Origin of the sequence: Candidatus Synechococcus calcipolaris G9, assembly GCF_029582805.1 — a bacterium.
In the GTDB taxonomy this organism is placed as follows: domain Bacteria; phylum Cyanobacteriota; class Cyanobacteriia; order Thermosynechococcales; family Thermosynechococcaceae; genus Synechococcus_F; species Synechococcus_F calcipolaris.
The window spans coordinates 774,332-791,775 of the sequence record NZ_JAKKUT010000002.1; the positions used below are offsets into that span (position 1 = coordinate 774,332).

At 47.9% G+C, this 17,444-nt stretch carries 17 protein-coding genes and 1 pseudogene; 10 read left to right on the forward strand and 8 right to left on the reverse strand.

Features of this window, described 5'->3' with window-relative positions; translation table 11 throughout:
- Positions 1–32: 32 nt before the first annotated feature.
- From L3556_RS06495 to L3556_RS06510, 4 genes are read right to left on the reverse strand one after another with little or no spacing between them, the layout of a single operon-like run.
- Positions 33–260, reverse strand: coding sequence for a hypothetical protein (locus tag L3556_RS06495; RefSeq protein WP_277866491.1), 228 nt, complete (start codon positions 258–260; stop codon positions 33–35).
- 3 nt (positions 261–263) lie between these two features.
- Positions 264–737 carry a type II toxin-antitoxin system VapC family toxin gene (locus L3556_RS06500; RefSeq protein ID WP_277866492.1) on the reverse strand — a complete coding sequence of 158 codons (474 nt, stop codon included), beginning with the start codon at positions 735–737 and terminating at the stop codon, positions 264–266.
- A gap of 30 nt (positions 738–767) precedes the next feature.
- Complete coding sequence (gene bioA, locus L3556_RS06505) at positions 768–2,054, reverse strand: adenosylmethionine--8-amino-7-oxononanoate transaminase (protein WP_277866493.1); 1,287 nt, start codon at positions 2,052–2,054, stop codon at positions 768–770.
- A gap of 14 nt (positions 2,055–2,068) precedes the next feature.
- The gene (locus L3556_RS06510; protein WP_277866494.1) at positions 2,069–2,881 is read right to left on the reverse strand and encodes a fumarylacetoacetate hydrolase family protein; all 813 of its coding nucleotides are present in this window, start codon (positions 2,879–2,881) and stop codon (positions 2,069–2,071) included.
- Positions 2,882–2,983: 102 nt separating this feature from the next.
- On the opposite strand from L3556_RS06510, the gene rpsF reads away from it, so the two are divergent.
- Genes rpsF through L3556_RS06525 form a run of 3 tightly spaced genes read left to right on the forward strand, consistent with a single transcriptional unit; the run spans position 2,984 to position 5,754 of the window.
- Complete coding sequence (gene rpsF, locus L3556_RS06515) at positions 2,984–3,316, forward strand: 30S ribosomal protein S6 (protein ID WP_277866495.1); 333 nt, start codon at positions 2,984–2,986, stop codon at positions 3,314–3,316.
- Positions 3,317–3,351: 35 nt separating this feature from the next.
- Positions 3,352–4,980 carry an ABC transporter substrate-binding protein gene (locus L3556_RS06520; RefSeq protein ID WP_277866496.1) on the forward strand — a complete coding sequence of 543 codons (1,629 nt, stop codon included), beginning with the start codon at positions 3,352–3,354 and terminating at the stop codon, positions 4,978–4,980.
- Between the two features lie 39 nt (positions 4,981–5,019).
- Positions 5,020–5,754, forward strand: a complete 735-nt coding sequence (locus L3556_RS06525) for an HAD-IA family hydrolase (protein WP_277866497.1) — start codon at positions 5,020–5,022, stop codon at positions 5,752–5,754.
- A gap of 360 nt (positions 5,755–6,114) precedes the next feature.
- Here L3556_RS06525 and L3556_RS06530 read toward each other — a convergent pair whose 3' ends face one another.
- Complete coding sequence (locus L3556_RS06530) at positions 6,115–8,091, reverse strand: protein kinase domain-containing protein (RefSeq protein WP_338405714.1); 1,977 nt, start codon at positions 8,089–8,091, stop codon at positions 6,115–6,117.
- A 166-nt stretch (positions 8,092–8,257) separates the two neighbouring features.
- Positions 8,258–9,343, reverse strand: coding sequence for a hemolysin family protein (locus tag L3556_RS06535; protein WP_277866499.1), 1,086 nt, complete (start codon positions 9,341–9,343; stop codon positions 8,258–8,260).
- 116 nt (positions 9,344–9,459) lie between these two features.
- On the opposite strand from L3556_RS06535, the gene L3556_RS06540 reads away from it, so the two are divergent.
- From L3556_RS06540 to rpiA, 4 genes are all read left to right on the forward strand, one after another.
- A complete protein-coding gene (locus L3556_RS06540) occupies positions 9,460–9,714 on the forward strand; it encodes a hypothetical protein (RefSeq protein WP_277866500.1) in 255 nt (84 codons plus the stop codon).
- A gap of 29 nt (positions 9,715–9,743) precedes the next feature.
- A complete protein-coding gene (mltA, locus tag L3556_RS06545) occupies positions 9,744–10,922 on the forward strand; it encodes a murein transglycosylase A (protein ID WP_277866501.1) in 1,179 nt (392 codons plus the stop codon).
- 12 nt (positions 10,923–10,934) lie between these two features.
- Positions 10,935–11,471, forward strand: a complete 537-nt coding sequence (gene scpB, locus L3556_RS06550) for an SMC-Scp complex subunit ScpB (protein WP_277866502.1) — start codon at positions 10,935–10,937, stop codon at positions 11,469–11,471.
- A gap of 175 nt (positions 11,472–11,646) precedes the next feature.
- A complete protein-coding gene (rpiA, locus tag L3556_RS06555; protein ID WP_277867606.1) occupies positions 11,647–12,357 on the forward strand; it encodes a ribose-5-phosphate isomerase RpiA in 711 nt (236 codons plus the stop codon).
- Between the two features lie 21 nt (positions 12,358–12,378).
- Here rpiA and L3556_RS06560 read toward each other — a convergent pair whose 3' ends face one another.
- On the reverse strand, positions 12,379–12,708 hold the full coding sequence (locus tag L3556_RS06560) for an STAS domain-containing protein (RefSeq protein WP_277866503.1): 330 nt from the start codon (positions 12,706–12,708) through the stop codon (positions 12,379–12,381).
- A gap of 158 nt (positions 12,709–12,866) precedes the next feature.
- Positions 12,867–13,045, reverse strand: a pseudogene (locus L3556_RS06565) (transposase family protein); the annotation flags it as partial.
- 227 nt (positions 13,046–13,272) lie between these two features.
- On the opposite strand from L3556_RS06565, the gene L3556_RS06570 reads away from it, so the two are divergent.
- From L3556_RS06570 to L3556_RS06580, 3 genes are read left to right on the forward strand one after another with little or no spacing between them, the layout of a single operon-like run.
- Positions 13,273–15,270: a type I restriction-modification system subunit M gene (locus tag L3556_RS06570; RefSeq protein ID WP_277866504.1), complete on the forward strand. Its 1,998-nt coding sequence runs from the start codon at positions 13,273–13,275 to the stop codon at positions 15,268–15,270.
- Positions 15,264–16,910 (forward strand): restriction endonuclease subunit S, encoded by a 1,647-nt coding sequence (locus L3556_RS06575; RefSeq protein WP_277866505.1) that lies wholly within the window; start codon positions 15,264–15,266, stop codon positions 16,908–16,910. Before L3556_RS06570 ends, L3556_RS06575 begins: the two co-directional genes overlap by 7 nt.
- Positions 16,910–17,332: a type II toxin-antitoxin system VapC family toxin gene (locus L3556_RS06580; protein ID WP_277866506.1), complete on the forward strand. Its 423-nt coding sequence runs from the start codon at positions 16,910–16,912 to the stop codon at positions 17,330–17,332. The genes L3556_RS06575 and L3556_RS06580 overlap by 1 nt, the downstream gene beginning before the upstream one ends.
- Positions 17,333–17,444 lie beyond the last annotated feature (112 nt).

Here is a 17,444-nt window from a genome sequence, read left to right on the forward strand (position 1 = left end):
TGCCAAACCCAGGGTGATTCTTTAATTGACGGCTAAATTGAGCGGCGACTAGTATCCTCAGCATCCCCACTAATATCTCTCGTCCGTTCGCTCCAACGTGTTATTAAAGTGCGTTTTGGCGGCAAACTGACGACTTTTCTTCCATCTTCTGACTGCCTTTTTTGCCAGTCTGCAAACATGGCATCTAAGTCGTAATTAAAAGACTTGGCATGTTCTTCACGAATCTTATGAATTTCATCTAGGATCTCGTCTTGCCCCATCGCTCAATCTCCTAATAATTCGTAGGGAGTGCAAATTACAGGTAGTTGGTATCCAAGATCAAAACTGATTTCTTCAAGTTTCCTTTGAATCTGGGCGTTTGCAATATGCTTACAATTCCAGGTTAGCAGGTAATCCAAGCCGTGGACGGTGGCAGCAGCAATGTGAACCGCATCGTCAGAAGCCTTAGGCGGAAGGTTGCTACGGGAAAGAAAATGGGCTGCTAAACTTTGCACAGCTTGATTGAGTTCAACTAAGGGGACTTCACTGAGAATTTCCAGCCGATTAGCCGCAATCTCAGGATCTCCCCGTGCCACCTCATCCAGGACAATTTTTGAGATATAAAGTGTGAAAACACTCCGACGAGACTGCCACCACTCCTTTGTAATTTCTATATTTGCTGCCAGAATCAGGTTTTTGGTTGATCTAGCTGTGAGATAGCCCAGAATACTGGTTTCGATATAAACAGTTTCATTCATATGCGGAGTATTATTTTTTGCCCTTGAAATTTAGCTAACTGAATCAATTACCTGACGAATGATTTCATAGGCTGATTCCAGTTGTGCTGGGGTTATACAGTAGGGAGGCATTAGATAAATGGTGTTTCCGAGGGGGCGAATCAAAAAACCGGCCTCTAAAAAACATTGCCGTAGGCGTGGCCCCAGGGCATCAAAATAATCTCCCCCTCCCTGGGTTTGAATCTCCATGGCAGCGATCGTGCCACAGGTGCGTTGTTGGTGAACCAGGGGATGATCTCCGAGCCATTTCCCCATGAATTGCCAATGGAGGGTTTCTAGTCGTTGATAAACCTGGGGTTCTTGCTCCAATAACTCTAGGGATGTGACCCCCACAGCACAGGCCAGGGGATTGCCGGTATAGGAATGGCTATGGAAAAAGGCCTGACTGAGATCATCTTTATAAAAGGCTTGATAAATGTCTTCTGTTGCTAAGGTGACGGCTAAGGGTAAACATCCCCCCGATAGTCCTTTGGAGAGACAGAGTAAATCGGGGGTGGTTCCTGATTTTAAGCAGGCGAAGAGTTCCCCAGTGCGGCCAAAGCCGGTCATCACTTCGTCATAGATGAGTAATAGGCCCGCTTGCCGCGATCGCCCCTCTAGGGCCTGTAAAAATTCCGGGCGACAGATCCGCATTCCCGCCGCTCCCTGGACAAGGGGTTCAATAAAAATGCCAGCATATTCCTGGCCCTGTTCGCTGAGGAAGCGATCCAAAACAGCCAATGCCTGGGCCTCTTTTTCATCTACGTGGCGATCGCCAGGATAGGTTGCCGGAAAGGGCACCATATCGAAGGGATAGAGCAAGGGTTGGAAGGACTTCCACCAGGGAGAGCTCTGGCCCACTGCCATTGCCCCCAATGTGTCGCCATGGTAGCCCCCCTCAAAACCCAAAAACCGCGATCGCTGGGGCTGGCCACACCGTTGCCAATATTGGTAAGCCATTTTCAGGGCCACTTCTACGGCCGTTGAACCATTATCCGAAAAAAAGACCCGTGTTAAGGACTGGGGGACATGATCCAGAAGTTTCCGGGCAAGCTGCTCCGCTGGCTCATGGCTAAACCCTGTAAAAATCACATGTTCTAGCTCTTGGGCCTGCTGGTAAAGCCGCTCGGCTAAGACCGGATGACCATGGCCATGGATCGTCACCCACCAACTGGAAATACAGTCTAATATTTTGCGTCCGTCCTCCAGTTCTAAGGTAGCTCCCCTGCCCCGTCGCACCATCAAGGGTGGATCGGCGGTTTTCATTTGGGTAAAGGGCTGCCAAATCGGAGAATCCATGGTTTTCCTAAGGACTAGGGATTTTCCACGGAACTAAAGGAAGCGTTTTGATCCTGATCGGGATGACCCATGATTGAAATCAGACTGCCAATGCCTTCAATTTCAACCCGGACGAGATCGCCAGGATGTAACGGGCCAATGCCATCCGGTGTGCCGGTTAAAATCACATCCCCCGGAAATAAGGTCATCACTTGACTAATAAATGACACCAAAACGGCGGGCTTAAACACCATCTGATCCAGGGTGGCAGCTTGTCGGGGCTGGGGATCGTCATTGACAAAGGTTTGCAGGCGGGCTGCGGCATCTACATTGCGGACAACCCAAGGCCCGAGGGGACAAAAAGTATCAAATCCCTTGGAACGAGTCCACTGTTGCTCAGACTTCTGTAAATCCCGGGCAGTCACATCATTGGCAATGGTGTAACCCCATATTTTCTCGATGGCTTCCGTTTCTGAGCATTCCCGGCAGCGATCGCCGATGATCAATGCTAATTCCCCTTCGTAGTCCACCTGCTGAGTTTGGGAAGGATACCAAATTGGACGCTCTGGTGCTTGAATCGTCGTCGGTGGCTTCAGAAAAATTAAGGGATGATCCGGAACCGCACTCCCCATCTCCGCCGCATGTTTCGGGTAATTGCGGCCAACCGCCACAATCTTGGAAGGGAGACAGGGGGCAAGGAGTTGGTAGGCATCTGTCCCTAGAACCGTACCCGTAGGCTGGCCCTGTAGCCACGGTGCCGCATCCCACACCTCCACCTCACGGTTGACTTGAAGCGAACCGTAATAGACCATTCCTTCTGGGGTTTGAACCCGGACGTAACGCTGCAACTTGCCCCCTCAAACAAATGATAATCCCGGTGTTAGAATTGTAAAGCCTTGCTTCTGGATACCATTACCAGAGGCCGTTTGTCCATAAGGAGTTATGACACGATGGCTCAAGCCTACGAAACAATGTACATTATCCGCCCTGATCTGGGAGAAGAGCAAATTGAACAGGTCATTGGTCAGTATCAAGCCATTTTAGAAAATAATGGGGCGACAAAGCTGCAAATTCAACATCGGGGTAAGCGGCGGTTTGCCTATCCGATTCACAAACTACGGGAAGGCATTTACATTCAAATGAATTACTATGGCAACGGTAGCTGTATTGCTGCCATGGAAAAGGCGATGCGCTTGAGTGATCAGGTGATTCGATTTATGACCATCACCGTTGAGGTTGAGGAAGCTGAACTAGAAGTAGAAGCGGAACCAGTCGCAGTCTAGGGAACCAGCAACGGATTATCGGGGAGATTAAGACCATGGCTCAAGTGTCGGGGGCGCAAGCGTCGGGTAGCTGGATTTGTGATGGGGTTCCCAAAAATGGTCAAACCTATGCCAATGCCTCAGGCCCCCACCAGCCCTATGAGAACTATGGACCAGACTGTGCCCTTTGTGGTCTCCCCCGCGAAGCCATGGGGTCATCTCCATCTCCGGCGGGGAAGGCTCCCATTGCTGCCATTATTGCCGCCCTAGTGGTCTTAGCTCTTTTAGGGGGGGGAGGATTTTTAGCCTATCGACTCATTACCGAGCGATCGCCGGAGTCCTTGCCCACCACGACCAGTCCGGCCCCCTCACCCACCATGATCACGGGATTAATTAGTCAAACCAGTGCGGCCAATAGTGCCTACATCAGTCAAGGGGAGAAAATCCTCATTAATGAACCCAATCCCCAGCGGGCGGAATTAAAGCAAAAAGCAGCCCAGGCCTTTGCCCAGGAAGATTGGCCCACAGCCATTGAGGCCTACCAGCAGCTAGCGGATCAAGACCCCAATGATCCCGAGGCGCGCATTTATTTGAATAATGCCCGGGCCCGCCAAAACGGTCAGCCCTTGACCCTGGCTACAGTGGTTCCCATTAGTCAAAGCCCTGATACGGCCAAGGAAATTTTACGGGGGGTGGCCCAATACCAAGATCAATTTAATCGCCAGTCTTCCCCCCGTCTCCTGGAAGTGGCGATCGCCAATGAAAATACCCCCAACGGTGCCGCCAGTTTAGCCAATGATTTAATTGGCATCCAGAATATCCAAGGGGTGCTGGGTCATGGGGTGGATGGTCGTAGTCGGGAAGCCCTAGAACAGTATGAACAGGCGCAGATGGCGGCCCTTTCTCCCCTCACAACCAGCGTAAATAATGCTGGCGGTGGTCGCATCAATCTGCAAACCCTCTCCTTATCCCAAAAGGGCAGTGAGTTACTCACGTCCTATCTGGATAATTCGGCCAAAACCCTGGCGGAGTACGCTGCAAACAACGCACCCAATCCAAGGATTGCCCTAATCTATAACTCCGATAGTCCCTACAGTGATGAGTTAAAGACCAAGTTGGCGGCCGCTATTCCCCAGTTTCGCGGCCAGGTAGTGATAGAAATTGATACTGCCGCGGCCAATTTTAATCCCAGTCAAGCGGTGAGTGCGGCCCGGCAGGCGGGTGCAACTACCATGATTTTGGCCCTCAGCCGGGCTAAGGTGGATGATGCCATTTCCCTGGCGATCGCCAACCAAGCCAATGGTACTCCCCTGCCAATATTGGGAAGCGATCAACTCTATACACCGGATTTACTCCTCAAGGGCGATCGGGCGATCGCGGACATTGTTTTAGCCGTTCCCTGGAGTACCAGTCCCGGTGATCCGTTTGCCCAGGAAGCTGCCGAAGCCTGGAAAGGACGGGTGAGTTGGCGTACCACCACCGCCTATGATGCCACCCAAGCCCTCGTCCAAGCCATGGAGCAGGGGGGCGATCGCTCAGGGGTAAATCAAATTCTCAGTCAAGGGGTACAAATTTCCGGAACCACCACCCAAGGCAGTGATTTTGATCAAGTGCCCCTGGTGAAAGCTGTACCGGGAACCAGCGGCCCCCGTGGCTCCAACTATCAATTTGATCCCATTCTTTAGGAGCAAGAGACTGATCTGGTCAGTCAACCTAGAGAAGGTATGTCACAGAGTTTGCCATTGATGGCTCCCCAGGTTATTTTCCTCGATGCCGTTGGCACATTGTTTGGCCTACGGCAATCCGTTGGCAATGTCTACAGCCAATTTGCCGCTAATGCCGGAGTTAATGTAGACGCAACCCAACTGAATCAGGCCTTCATTGCCTCCTTTCGCGCCGCACCCCGGTGTGCCTTTCCAGGGGTGTCCCCCCCAGCATTACCCCAACTGGAATACCACTGGTGGAAAGATGTGGCCGCAAACAGTTTTGCCGCAGTGGATGCCCTAGGTCTATTCCCAGATTTTGATCAGTTTTTTCAACCCCTCTTTGCCTATTACGAAACCGCGGCTCCCTGGTATCTCTACCCTGATGTTCTGCCAGCATTGAACTACTGGCAAAGTCATGGTACTGCCTTGGCGGTGATCTCAAATTTTGATAGCCGCTTGCATCAGGTGCTCCAGGTATTGGGCCTAGGGGAGTTTTTTAGTTCCCTTACCCTATCAAGTCAGGTGGGAGCCGCCAAACCCGATATTGAGATTTTCCACAGGGCCTTGGAGGCGTACTCCATTTCCCCAGAGCAGGCCTGGCATATTGGTGATAGCTGGAGTGAAGATGTCCAAGGGGCGATCGCCAGTGGGATTAACCCCATTTGGCTGAATCGAGAGAATGCCCTCTTTCAGGATCAGCCGGTCGATGATACCCATTCTGTCCTAACTATTTCTTCCTTAACAGACCTATAGCCAACTTGGTTGCCACCGCCATCCCCGATCCTAGGGAATAAAACATTAAATATACTTATCTATCCTGAGAATATCTTTAGCAAACTATTATGTATGAACTTTTGTGATCCTTGTTCCCTTACTCTATTAGGTAATCAGCTTACTTTTCTGCACAAGCCCATACTTCGGTAGCACGTTTGTGCGGGGGTGTACCTCTGATTGAGACAAGATATAATCGGGCTGAATGACCAGTAATTATTGCTGGTCTTTTTTTTGAGCAGGGAAGAAAAGATCAAAGTCCCTCTCTCTCACTGATCTTGTGTAGGTTTTTTGTTCAAGGGTTGATGCCATAGGAGCAGGGTGGCTTGTATTAAATTAATTCTAGAAGAAAAAAGGAAGTCCAGTAAATAGTGACACTAGTACGCCCGTTGCAGCTAGAGCTTTAAGGCCCACACGAACATTTTTGTCAAATTTATCTCGATCTTCTCGTTCTTGTATAGCTTGAAGCAGAAGAAATTGATCTTCGTCACTCAGGGTAACAATATATTCTTCTGTTAATGTATTGGCTGGAATTCTCTTAAAGTGATTAATAGACTCACGCATTTTTTGTTTGAATTGATCTTGTTTTTTCTCAAATTCTTTTTTTGTATTCTTTTTATGCTCTTCTGCGTCGTTTTTTATTTTCCATATTTTTGAATATGTTTTTTCACTAACAGTTGGAAGAGATATCATCATAAGTGTTACTAGTCCCCAAAAAGTAATCCATAAACAAGCAAAAACAACCATTAATCCACCAAGTTGAATTGCATAATATCCTAGTAAACATTGCATTGAGCCACTAATAAATACGATAAACTTTGCTCCAATAGTTGAACCTTCTATCTGTTTTTTGGAAAAATTACTAAGCTTTGCTTTTTTTTCTTTTTCAATATTTTTTATTGCTTCCTTATATTCTCGTTCAAAATCGTCCTGCTGTTGTTTTAATTTCTCAGAAACAGATCTCATTCGTCCTGGATGAAAAGGTTTGGAAGGAACAGGTGCTAGTTCCTGATGCTCTGATTCAGGAAACTGAGGATTATCGTAAGCTGCCTTAACTACATCTAATTGTTTATCTTTTGCTAAGTTAATGAGAACAGCAATAGGAGTATTTAGATTCTTGGCAACCGCTCGACGCACACTGAAGGATTCTTGGTCCTGGGCAAGGTATTCCAAAATTGATGAAGAAGTATTTGGATTTTCTGCAACTTTTCGCCGTACTATTCTATGGGTATCATTTGCTAATTGCTCCAAAACAAAAATAGGAGTGTTTGGATCACTGGCTAATTTTTCACGTTCTTCAAGACTCGCACGTTCTTCAAGACGTAAAACAACTTGATTTGTAGATGCTTTAGACTTGTTCTCAGAAAAACTTAAGGCAGCTAACACCTCATTGGCAGACCCATAGCGATCTCCGGGCAAAGGTTTTAACATTTTTTCTAAAACATTTTGTAAATTTGAACTCACCGTTGCAGACCAATTCCAACGGCCACGATAAGCATCAAATAATGTCTCAGGCCCTTTCCCGGTCAATAGCACCAAACACGTTACTGCCAAGGCATACAAATCTGAACTGGGCGATACCCGATCACCCCGTATCTGTTCCGGTGGTGCAAAGTACGGTGTATAAATGCTGGTATGGTGTCCTTTTTGGGTGAGTTGAGTGCCTGAAAACTGTTTTACTGCCCCAAAATCAATTAAATACAGTCGCGACTGTCCCGGAACATTAGCCACCTTCTGCCGCATAATATTGGACGGCTTAATATCCCGATGAATTGACCTGCGATCGTGGATAAACTGCAACACTGGTAAAAGTTCCTGCAAAAGCTGTAAAACTTGAGCCTCACTCAAGGGGCCCTGCCGGATCAACTCATCTTCAAGGCTGTCTCCCTCAACCAACTCTTGGACTAAGTAAAAAAAGCGATCGGGATGCTGCCCCAGATTCGTTTTAATCTCTAAATCAAAAAACGCAAACAAATAGGGAATCTGGGGATGTTCGCCCAATTTCTCTAAAACGGTTCCCTCTCGCTCGAACAGTTCATGGGCCTTCTGAATATCCCCTGGATCCGTAAAATTTGGTCGTAATTGCTTGATCACACATTGGCGCAAACTAGGCGTATTCAAATCCCGCGCTAAATAAGCAGCCCCAAACCCCCCGGCTCCCAATACCTTTTCCGCGACATAGTGACCCTGAAGAATTAGGGGCATTCTACAGGTCGTACAAAAACGTTGCGGAATTGCCCGCCGCTGGCGTGGATCATCTAACTCCGGCAACTGATTCTGGGGTTGACGACAACTAGGGTGAGTGCAATGTACCAACATCAGGGCACAGGTAAATTGGAACTATCGTTAGCTTACACAATTTTCCTTGATTTTTCTCCCAACCCCTAACGCGAGCCATAGCAACAATCACTTTTGCTGCTCCAACCTGTTGTTAGACTCCCAAAAATTGCTCTACCTTGTTATCTCAAGGGCATTTGAAACTTTTTTAATTAAACCAACGCCGTTGCCGTCGTGCTGCCACCGCTGCCATACTGGGGAAATCACTTTCATCGTAAATTTCACCCACCAGTTCTTCTAAAATATCCTCCAGAGTAATGAGTCCCACTGTGCCACCGTACTCATCCACCACAATCACCAAGTGCAGTTGTTGGCGCAGCATTTCCTTGAGTAAGTCTGCAAGACGTTTAGTTTCTGGGACATAGACTGGAGAATCCATTACCGCTGTTACCGGATCATTGCCTATGGTTTTCAAGTGTTGGAGAGCCTGCTTAAGATTCACCACCCCAATAATTTCGTCCTTCGTTTCTTCTTGAACCGGAATGCGGGAATAGCCCGTTTCCAAGCAAAGACTCACCAAATCCTGGAGGGTCTCATCCTTCGGAATTGTTTGCATCTGAATCCGTGGCCGCACTACGGCGCGGACATTTAAGCTATCTAGGGCTAGAGCTTTATTCAAAAGTTGCCGCTTTTGTAGATCGAGTTGGCCGCGCCCACCCAAAATTTCAATCATTAATTGTAAATCTTCTAGGGACTCTCCCTCCGAACCCGTGGGAGCACGAAACAACCGCAGAATCTGCTGGACAACCTTTTCCAAGGTATAGACAAAGGGCCAGAAGATCACGGACATCCAGTAGATGGGCCGCACCACCAGCTTAAAAATAGCCATTGAATGGATAATTGCTAGGGACTTCGGCGTAATCTCCCCAAAGATTAAAATCAATAGGGTGGCAACCCCCGTAGCAATTCCCAGGGCCGCATTACCAAACCAGCCCGTAAATAAATTACCAATGAGAATGGCAGAGATATTGTTGGCCAGGGTATTGCCAATCAGCAGGGTTGTGACAAAACGGGTGCGCTTCTCCAATACCAGCCGAAATAAGCCCGTGGGATCCCCCTGCTCTTTAATCAGGGCCCGCAGTTTGAAGTTATCTAGGGCGGTGATTGCCGTCTCTGAACCGGAAAAGAGGGCAGAAACCACTAGCGTCAGGATCAGGATGATAATATCAAGCCGCGTATCCCCAAGGAAGGATTGAGTGGCCAAGGATAGGGGAGCAAGAAAAGAAACAAGCACCGATGGGTAACAATCCTGTGAAATGCCTATAGAGCATTATGGCATCCTCCTTAAGAAGAACCTGTCGAATTGTTCCATTAGGGTTGATAATGGGGGTGCTGTGAACGATCGCCCCTATGCCGAGAACGCCATCCGAATTTGCAGTTCACCTTCTCATTGAGGGAGGCCACCGGGAAGAAGTTCGCTTCCCCTCCATTCAAGAATTTCAGAAATGGTACAGCAGTGAGCTAGTGGCCAAGGCCGATTCCAATGACTTCATCTCCGTACCCATTAAAAATATCCAGGGGGAGTACATGGTGATTCGTCCGTCCCGGGTGATTGCCATTCGGGTTGAGCCGGTCTTTAGCTCTAGTGTCGATCGCTTTAGTTAGTACCAATTAATTCGTAACGTAAAATTGCCATGAGTTGGTTGCCCACGATTGCCTACCAAACCGTGATGATTGCTGGAGTCACCCTTTTAGGCTTGACTAGTTCTCCGGCTCCATTGCAAATGCGTCCCCTTCCTGAGGTTCCAGCCGATGTGGGGTTAGATACAGGCCTGTGGGGGCCGGGGGGCGATCGCCAGCGATTATTGCGATCCATTGATGAAAGTTTGCGCTATTTGCGTACCCCTAAAGCCAAAGCTGACTATGCCGCCTATACCGCTGAGGGCCAAGCGGGGGCCCAATTTGGCCCTGACTTGCATCAACGCATGATCCGCAGCCTCCAGCGATTTCGCCATTTAGTCCGCCATAGCCACTCCCCTCAGGAATTGCAGGCCGCCGTCCGCCGCGAATTTAATTTTTACCAGTCCGTGGGCCATGATGGTATGGGAACGGTTTCCTTTACGGGCTACTACGAACCCACCTATCAAGCCAGCGCGGTTCCCACCGCAGACTATCGCTATCCCCTCTTTCGCCGCCCTCCTGACTTTGGGCAATGGCCCGAACCCCATCCCACCCGTGCCGACCTCGAAGGGGCTGATGGTCAACAGTGGCAGCAGGGAAAACTACAAGGACTAGAACTGGTGTGGCTGCGCGATCGCATGGAAGCCTTTTTAATTCAGGTGCAGGGTTCCGCCCAGTTGCGGTTGACCAATGGGCAAATCATGACCGTGGGCTATGCAGGGAAAACCAATCATCCCTACACCAGTATTGGCCAAGAACTGATTAAAGACGGTAAAATTGCCCGGGAAGAACTGACCCTACCCCGACTCATCGCCTATTTTGAAGCCAATCCGGAGGAACTGGACAACTATATTCCCCGAAATAAAAGTTTTGTTTTTTTTGCTAATACGGCGGGTTCCCCTGCCAGTGGCAGTATTTCCGTTCCTGTCACCCCAGAGCGATCCATTGCCACCGATAAGAGCTTAATGCCCCCGGGAGGATTAGCCATTATTGAGACGGCCTTGCCCTTTGCCGTGAATCATGACTGGGAACAACGCCCCGTTAGTCGCTTTGTCTTGGACCAGGATACGGGCAGTGCCATTCGCGGCCCCGGCCGGGTGGATATTTTTATGGGTACGGGAGATACCGCCAAGGCGCGGGCCGGCTTAATTAATACCCCAGGGCAGCTTTATTACCTATTACTGAAACCCTAGGATTGGTGTCAGTTGGAACCGGATGCAAACCTATCCCTCGCCGTCCGTTTAGAGGCAATTCTGTACCTCAAGGCCCAGCCCCTTACCCTGGCCCAATTGGCAGATTATGCCGGTAGCGATCGCCAGGATGTGGAACTCGGCCTAGTGGAATTATTCAATGACTATGCCCATCGCCACACCGCCCTAGAAATTGTCGAAACCGATGCGGGCTATTGCCTACAGTTAAAAGAGGCCTATCGGGATTTGGTTCAGACCCTAGTGCCCGTGGATTTAGGCATTGCCGCCCAACGCACCTTGGCCATGATTGCCTTTCGCGGCCCCATTGCCCAGTCCGAACTGGTGGAATTGCGAGGATCGAGTGCCTACCAGCATGTTCAGGAATTACTCACCCTTGGGTTCGTGAGTCGCCGTCGCCAAAACACGGGTCGTTCCTACTGGGTGCAGGTGACAGAACGCTTTCATCAATATTTTCAGGTGGACAACCTACCCAAGCTTGAGCAATTAAATGAGACCGAAGATGGGACTGCTCCCCTAGAACCGGAGGGCTAAAATTTACGTTGGCCGCTGCCATCCATGCCGGATCAGTACCCTGATCATCATAAAATGAACACGTATAAAAAATAAACCCTATTTGGAGGTGGGCAGATTGTCCCTGGGTGTTGATCCATCAACCTGATCAAGAAACCCAAATCACTAAACATAGTGGGACAGTTGTAGCTCAAGGATTTCTATGAGTGATGCCGTTAAATTAATGAAGCAAGCCGTAGCCAAAGCTGCCGCCGAGCGGGTGAAATCAGGTATGGTGGTGGGTCTGGGCACGGGATCAACTACGGCCTTTGTGATCCAATTCCTAGGCGATCGCCTCCGTTCAAGAGAATTAACCGATATTCGCGGCATTCCCACCTCGTTTCAGGCCTCTGTCCTCGCTAAAAAGTATGGCATCCCCCTCGTCACCCTAGATGATGTTGAGCACCTAGACCTGGCGATCGATGGTGCAGACGAAGTAGACCCGGACAAAAATCTGATTAAGGGGGGCGGAGCCGCCCATACCCGCGAAAAAATTGTCGATTCCCTTGCCGACGAATTTATAGTCGTCGTGGATAGCAGCAAGCTTGTGGATCGTCTGGGTTCCACCTTCCCTGTGCCCATTGAACTCTTACCCCTTGCCCTGAGTCCAGTCACCCGGGCTGTGGAAAAAATGGGGGGGCAACCCAATCTCCGCATGGGCGTAAAAAAAGATGGCCCCGTCATTACCGATCAAGGCAACTTGGTTTTAGATGTCACCTTTGATGAAATTAAGGATCCAGCTTCCCTTGAGGCCTCCCTGAATAATATTCCTGGGGTTCTTGAGAATGGCCTATTTGTGGGTGTGGCTGATATTATTTTGGTCGGGGAATTAGACGGTGAGACCCCCAAGGTTCGAGAAATCAACTGAGCCAACACACTTGCTAAGCTGTTAAGTCAACGTCGGCCGGATGGTTGTATCAAATTCCTGCTGATCCTTAAGGATACGAAAAACCTTATCCATACTGGTGAGATCAAGGAGCATTTTGACCTGATCTGGAATCGAACAGAGGAAAAGTTGCCCATTCTTGGCCCGGACATTTTTTAATGCCACCACTAGGGCCCCTAGGCCCGAGCTATCCATAAAGGAAATACCACCGCAGTCGATTAGGATTACTTCTGTTCCCGTATCCATACGCCGGGCAATGTCTTGCCGAAATTCTAGGGCTTGGGAACCACCAAAAATGCCGGTCAATTCCAAAACATCAACTTTACTGCCCATGGTTTATTAAAACTAACGAAACTCACGCCCGCTAGTATACCCTGTCCTGGGATGGGTGACAGCAGAGGATTGGTATAGTCACAGGGCAAACGCATACTTAATTGGCAAGGATACGAGCAAGATAATTATTGCCTCATCCAGCTTTAAGTCGTTTAGCCTTGAGTCCAACCCAAAAAACACGCCTGTAACGCTTCTAGGTTTAGGGTGGCAAACAACCCTGAGAGATGGTGTCATGGGACAGGATGCCATTGGCTAATTCTAAAAATCCCTTTAACCAGCTTTCTTTTGCTTTGCTATACGCCTCAATATCGACCCAAGTATCCGCACCACAAATGACTTAAACCAATGATGTCTAGAAGCTTATGTTATGGCTGACGCTACCTGACAGATACGCTCACGGCTGCAAATAGAGAGAGGTTGCCCTAACCTAATCTCAATAGCCTCTTTGCCCTGCTATCAGTACTTTCAGCTTGTAAATTTAAAGTAAGAGACTGATCGTAACAGATCATTTACTGGTAAAACATTAAAGAGGGTAAATTTTCTTGAGGCTGTGGTGTAAGGGCAATGTCCAAGCTTTTGGCGACACTTCCAGACGGCAAGGTCTGTGACTTCATAGACCAGAAAATCCGCAATGATACGCCCGAAGAATATGTTCGGCAGAACATCGAGCGTCGGTTGGTGCTGGAATTGGGCTATTTGCCGGAACAGATCGAAGTTGAGTATCCCATTAAACAGGGTAGTAAGACGGTTCGCGTCGATCTAGCTATCTTCCGCGAAGGAGATCAGCACAATCAGGAAAATATTTGGATCATCATCGAGTGTAAAAAAGACTCAGTGCCCCCCTCCGCTAGTAAAGATGGAGTTGAGCAGCTTAGATCTTATATGGCTGCCTGTGACAACTCAGAGTGGGGAATGTGGACAAATGGTAAGAAAAAGACTGTTTTACGTCGAATTAGGACGGAAGAAGGAATTGAGTATGAAGAGCCTAATGATATTCCTTCTAAAGATGGAAACATTGAAGAGGTCGATCGCCCCACTCGTGACGCTCTAAAAAATGCAGTTGGAGACAATTTACTATTTTCCTTCAAAATCTGCCACGACCATATTTATGTCACAGATGGATTGCAGAAGCAACCTGCATTTTTTGAGCTTTTGAAGGTTATTTTCTGCAAGATTTATGATGAACGCAATGTTAGAAGTCCATTGGAATTTTATGCAACAGCTCTTGAAAAAAAAAGTAATGATGGTCGGCTAACTGTCTTCAATAGAATTAGTAAAATCTTTGATGCTGTTAAGAAGCAGTATCCCGCTATTTTTGATGCCAATGATGAAATCAAGCTCCAGCCCCGATCGCTAGCTTATATCGTAGGTGAGCTTCAACGGTATAGCTTTCTGAGTACGAATATTGATGTGAAGGGTAAAGCGTATGAAGAGCTTGTTGGAGCAAACCTAAGAGGCGATCGCGGTGAATTTTTCACGCCGAGAAATGTTCAAAAAATGACGATTCGGATGCTTGATCCAAAGGTGACCGATAAAGTCCTCGATCAGTCTTGTGGAACAGGTGGGTTTCTGGTCATTGCGATGAATGAAGTGATCGAGAAGCTTAAAACACAAATCAAGAAACAGTCTGGCAAGGTTGCTGAACAGGCTGGGGTATGGAGTGAGGCGCTCAATGAAAGCATCAAGGAAACTGCTCGATCCAATTTCTTCGGGATTGATATTAATCCAGACCTGGTTAAAGCAACCAAAATGAATATGGTGATGAATAACGATGGGTCTGGAAATATTTTCAGGCAGGATTCATTGTTGCATCCCCATCAGTGGGAAGGTAGTTTTCGCAAACAGTTTGCTAAGGCACTGAATATTGATCCAAAAAGCTTACGCGGTGAAAAAGATTTGGCGCATTTCGATCTAATTGCTACTAATCCGCCTTTTGGATCAAAACTGCCGATTAAAGATCAAGAAACTTTAAAGCAATACCAACTGGGTCATGTTTGGCGAGAAACGGAAACAGGTTGGGAACCCACGGATCAGCTTCAAACCTCTGCTCCTCCAGAAATTTTGTTTATTGAGCGATGCTGGCAATTCCTCAAGCCCAGTGGACGAATGGGAATTGTGTTGCCAGATGCAATTCTGGGCGCACCGGGCTTGCTCTATGTCCGATATTGGATGATTAAGCATTGCCGCATTGTGGCATCCATTGACCTGCATCCTGATACCTTCCAGCCTCGCAATGGCACCCAAACCTCAGTTCTGATTCTTCAGAAGAAAACTGAGGAGGAAATTAATCGGGGAACGATGCCCGACTATGAAATTTTTATGGCACAGGTGAAAGCGATCGGGCATGATAAGCGAGGTAAGACCGTCTACAGACGCAATGAAGAAGGGGAAGAGATACTGTATCCACCTAAAGATCAAGAGACAATTCCTTTACTTGAGCGCACGGCAACTGGAGAAGGCACAGTTAGACCTTTAGCTCGCCAGAAGCAGGAAGATGATGATACCGAGCAGGTAGCCAACGAGTTTATCGACTGGAAAAAGCAGGTGGTACTGGGATGGTAAACTACGCCTTTCAACTGGAATATACACTGATCTCGCCTGCCGATGAGTCTGAAAAACTCTCAACGACGATCAAACTCAGCGAAGTCTTGAATGCTGGCGTTCGCCTGGAAGCCTCTGCGTTTAGCATCGAAGCCCATAATGCGGTGACTGCTTTGGAAAACAGTGGTTTACAACTGATTTCGCTTTATGGCGAGGGGGGGCTTTGTCAGGAAGCTCATAATGCTTTTCGATTCAAACGAATCTATGTAAAGTCTGAGCAAGGGATACCATTCCTTTCTAGTTCAGACATCATTAGCTTGCGTCCCGAAACTGATCGTTATCTAAGCCGTAAATACACCCGAAAATTGGACATTCTTGCAGTTCAGAAATGGGATGTATTAATTTCGCGCTCTGGGACAATAGGAAACATCGCCTTAGCAAACGATGCTTTCACAGGAAAAGCAGTTTCAGAAGATGTGATTCGATTGAGTGCAAATGATCCTGATGTGGCAGGTTTTGTCGCTGCTTTCTTACGAAGCCGGTATGGCCGCCCTCAACTGACTCAAGCCACCTATGGTTCAGTAATCGTTCACATTGAGCTAGAGCATCTTAAGCGAGTACAGATTCCTGATTTGCCGCCGATTCGTCGGATTGAGATCGGTCGATTAATGTGCAAGGCGAGTGAAGTGCGTGATGAGGCAAATCGACTGTTGGATGAGGCGGATCGGTTACTGCATGAGCGGTTGAGCTTACCTTATTTGAAAGACATTGCTCCAACTGGGAGTGCGTCTGCGATCTCCAAAATCAAAGCCTCTCAATTAATGGGACGGTTAGAAGGCAGCTTTCATGATCCAGTGGCGATCGCGGCTGAAAAACAGTTGAGCGAACTATCCGTTGGAGTTACTACGGTAGGCGATTCACGAGTTACTAAAGAAATTAGAGCAGTTACGAAATTTCGCAAGCGAACCTACGTTGAAAAGGGTGGGATTCCCTTGTTGAGTAGTAAGCAACTCTTTCAAATCGACCCAATAGATGTTAAGGGATTGGCTAAAGGCGCTCACACAAAGGATCTGCCTGAGATTCAGCTAAAAGAAAATATGATTGCGGTGACTTGCTCCGGCACCATTGGGCGAGTACAAATTATTCCTGCCTACATGGCAAAATGGACCGCAAATCAACATGCAACCCGATTTCTTGCAGCGGAAGACATGAATGCAGGTTATCTCTATGCCTGGTTGGCTTCTGATTATGGATATTGTTTAATTACTCGTAACTCTTATGGCTCAGTGATTCTTGAGGTTGACAAAGAGATGTTTTCCTCTGTTCTGATTCCACTCCCTGAACCAAAGATTAGAGATGAAATTGGCAATCTGGTTCTCAAAGCCAATCAGCTACGGGATGAGGCTTGGCGAAATGAACAAGATGCAATTACCAGACTCGAAAGCTGGATTGCCAACAAACCAACTGTCTCAGCACAAGATGAAACTAATCCAAATAAAATTGACTTAACCAAGATTACGTATGACCCAAATGCAATTCCAATTTGGGAACTGGTTGCTCAAATCTCTGCTCAAGTCCCCGATGAAGAATGGAAAAAGCTCCCGACTGACTTAGCGAGAAGATTTGATGATTACCAGAAACAGAGGCAAGGACAAGATTAATGCGGGTCGTGTTTGCGGATACGGGCTACTGGATCGCTTTTTTGAATCCCCACGACGATTTACATGATAAAGCTCTAAATCTCTCAAAAGCAGTGCAGCCTGCTCACATTGTCACGACTGAAATGGTTTTGGTTGAGGTGCTGAATGATTTTAGCGATCGCGGTGAGTATTTTCGACAAAGTGCTGTGAACCTCATCCGAATGCTCTACCAGCACCCAAATACCACTGTCATTCCTCAGACCAGTGTGCAATTTCAGTCGGCACTGACGCTCTACGAGCAACGTCCTGATAAAGAATGGAGCCAAACGGATTGCGTGTCGTTCAAGATTATGGAAGATCAGAGCATTGTTGACGCACTTGCCTACGATAAGCACTTTGCCCAAGCAGGCTTTACTGCTCTAATGCGAAACTGTCGGATGTGAGTGGAGGGGCGATCGTTTCCTACAGATAGCCTTGCGACTGCACCCCCACAAATAACCTGAAGCCGCATAACCATGTATTAGACTGCAAGCGTAGGATAACTCCCTCTGAGGG

Excerpts from the sequence above, each read along its gene's own strand:
- L3556_RS06540 (WP_277866500.1), top strand. The coding sequence starts at position 9,460 with ATGCCGAGAACGCCATCCGAATTTGCAGTTCACCTTCTCATTGAGGGA.
- L3556_RS06530 (WP_338405714.1), bottom strand. The coding sequence starts at position 8,091 with ATGTTGGTACATTGCACTCACCCTAGTTGTCGTCAACCCCAGAATCAG.
- L3556_RS06525 (WP_277866497.1), top strand. The coding sequence starts at position 5,020 with ATGTCACAGAGTTTGCCATTGATGGCTCCCCAGGTTATTTTCCTCGAT.
- L3556_RS06520 (WP_277866496.1), top strand. The coding sequence starts at position 3,352 with ATGGCTCAAGTGTCGGGGGCGCAAGCGTCGGGTAGCTGGATTTGTGAT.
- bioA (WP_277866493.1), bottom strand. The coding sequence starts at position 2,054 with ATGGATTCTCCGATTTGGCAGCCCTTTACCCAAATGAAAACCGCCGAT.
- L3556_RS06560 (WP_277866503.1), bottom strand. The coding sequence starts at position 12,708 with ATGGGCAGTAAAGTTGATGTTTTGGAATTGACCGGCATTTTTGGTGGT.
- L3556_RS06500 (WP_277866492.1), bottom strand. The coding sequence starts at position 737 with ATGAATGAAACTGTTTATATCGAAACCAGTATTCTGGGCTATCTCACA.
- L3556_RS06570 (WP_277866504.1), top strand. The coding sequence starts at position 13,273 with ATGTCCAAGCTTTTGGCGACACTTCCAGACGGCAAGGTCTGTGACTTC.
- mltA (WP_277866501.1), top strand. The coding sequence starts at position 9,744 with ATGAGTTGGTTGCCCACGATTGCCTACCAAACCGTGATGATTGCTGGA.
- L3556_RS06495 (WP_277866491.1), bottom strand. The coding sequence starts at position 260 with ATGGGGCAAGACGAGATCCTAGATGAAATTCATAAGATTCGTGAAGAA.
- rpsF (WP_277866495.1), top strand. The coding sequence starts at position 2,984 with ATGGCTCAAGCCTACGAAACAATGTACATTATCCGCCCTGATCTGGGA.
- L3556_RS06575 (WP_277866505.1), top strand. The coding sequence starts at position 15,264 with ATGGTAAACTACGCCTTTCAACTGGAATATACACTGATCTCGCCTGCC.
- L3556_RS06580 (WP_277866506.1), top strand. The coding sequence starts at position 16,910 with ATGCGGGTCGTGTTTGCGGATACGGGCTACTGGATCGCTTTTTTGAAT.